The organism is Phaeobacter sp. HF9A (assembly GCF_011806385.1).
Taxonomy (GTDB): domain Bacteria; phylum Pseudomonadota; class Alphaproteobacteria; order Rhodobacterales; family Rhodobacteraceae; genus Epibacterium.
The window spans coordinates 1-1,758 of the sequence record NZ_JAATOX010000240.1 but is presented as its reverse complement, the minus strand read 5'-3'; the positions used below and the strand labels follow the sequence as shown (position 1 = coordinate 1,758).

The following is a 1,758-nucleotide window of genomic DNA, read 5'->3' as shown; positions in this document are numbered from 1 at the left end:
AAAGCAGATAAGATGGGCGGGAGGACCCCCGCCCAAACTGCATGACGGTGGTGTGTTTTACTTCACAACGATTTCGCGCGGCACATCGGCCAGTGGCTCGCCGCCATTCGGGGTGACCACGAAGGTCTCGGTGATGGCCATGCCCCATTCCGGCGTCCATAGGCCGGGCATCAGGTGGAAGGTCATGTTTTCTTCCAGTTTTGTGGTGTCGCCCGGGCGCAGGGACATGGTGCGCTCGCCCCAGTCCGGCGGATAGCTGAGGCCCACGGGATAACCGGTGCGATTGCCCTTGATGTAGCCCGCACGACCGAAGCTGTCGTAGACGCAGGCTGCGACCTCTTCGCAGGTGACACCGGGTTTTGCGACGGCAAAGGTCTCCTCGATGGCTTGCAGGATGGCCGCCTCGCCGCGGCGGATGTCTTCTGGCGGGCTGCCCAAGAACAAGGTGCGGCTGATCGGGCAGTGATAGCGGCGCACGCAGCCGGAAATCTCGAAATAGGTGGCTTCGCCATGGGACAGGGGCCGGTCATTCCAGGTGATATGAGAGGCCGAGGCCTCGATGCCCGAGGGCGCGATCGGCGCGATTGCTGGATAATCACCGGGCAGATCCGGCAGCCCTTCGATGCCGGCCGCCTGCACCCGCGCCACCAGCGCGTTCTTGGCGATGCCTTCGTTGAATTCGGCGCGCAACACCGCATGCATATGGGCCGAGAGCCGCCCGGCGCTGCGCATCAGCTGCAACTCCTGCTCGCTCTTGACCGCTCGTTGCCAGTTCACCAGCCCGGTGGCATCAGCCAGGGCATCACGGCCAAAGGCGTTTTCCAGGATGCGGTGGCTTTGGGCGGAATAGTAGTAATTGTCCATCTCGACCCCGAGCGCCTCGGTCCATCCGCGCTCGCGCAGGAGCTCCACCAGCGAGTCAAACGGGTGGTGGTCGGGGTGCTGGACATGTTCCTCGGGCCAGTCGAACAGATGATCGGCCTCAAGCCAGGTGGTCAGCGCCGCGCCGGGTTTGTCCTGGGTCCGCCCCCACCAGAGCGGCATGCCTCTGTCATGTAGAATCACCGCCTGCGGGACGTAAAAGCTCCAGCCGTCATAGCCGGTGAGCCAGGCCATATTGGAGGGATCGCAGATCACCAGGGTTTTCAGGCCGCGCGCCGCCATGGCGCTGCGGGTCTTTTCCAGTCTGCGGGCGTATTCGGTGGTGGTGAAATCATTCGCGGGCATCAGAGCTCTATCTCTTTCATAACCTGTGGTTCGATGACGTTGACGCCGGGAAGCCCGTCAATCAAGTCTTGTGCGCTCTGTTCCAGCAGCGGGAACGTGCGATAGTGGCAGGGGATCACGGTCTTGAAGGCGAAATAGCGCCTGGCCGCATAGGCGGCGGCCTTCATATCCATGGTGAAATGCCCTCCGGCGGACAGGATGCCGATATCGGGTTTATGATACTCCCCCATCCACTCCATATCGGCCATGATGGTGGTATCGCCGGAGAGGTAGATCGTCTTCCCCTCGGCCCTGATCATATAGCCGACCTCGCTGCCCGCGGTGCGCAGCCCGTCGCGGGTGGAAAAAGTGTTGGAATGGGAGGCGGGCACCATGGTGATCTGCGTGTCGCCCACCGTGACGGTGCCGCCCTTGTTGAAGCCCAGGGTTTCGACCCCTTCGGTTTCGCCCCAATATCCCATCAGGTCGTATTGGCCGATGATCGGAATGCCATGATGCTTGGCCAATGCCAGCGTGTCGGAGACATGATCG

At 62.2% G+C, this 1,758-nt stretch carries 2 protein-coding genes; both read right to left on the bottom strand.

The features are described 5' to 3' along the window. Positions 1–57: 57 nt before the first annotated feature. The gene (locus HCZ87_RS20665) at positions 58–1,227 is read right to left on the bottom strand and encodes a M24 family metallopeptidase (protein ID WP_167647004.1); all 1,170 of its coding nucleotides are present in this window, start codon (positions 1,225–1,227) and stop codon (positions 58–60) included. Beyond that, positions 1,227–1,758: metal-dependent hydrolase (locus tag HCZ87_RS20660; protein ID WP_167647002.1), on the bottom strand; the 532-nt coding region annotated here is incomplete at its 5' end. The genes HCZ87_RS20660 and HCZ87_RS20665, both read right to left, overlap by 1 nt.

Excerpts from the sequence above, each read along its gene's own strand:
- HCZ87_RS20665 (WP_167647004.1), bottom strand. The coding sequence starts at position 1,227 with ATGCCCGCGAATGATTTCACCACCACCGAATACGCCCGCAGACTGGAA.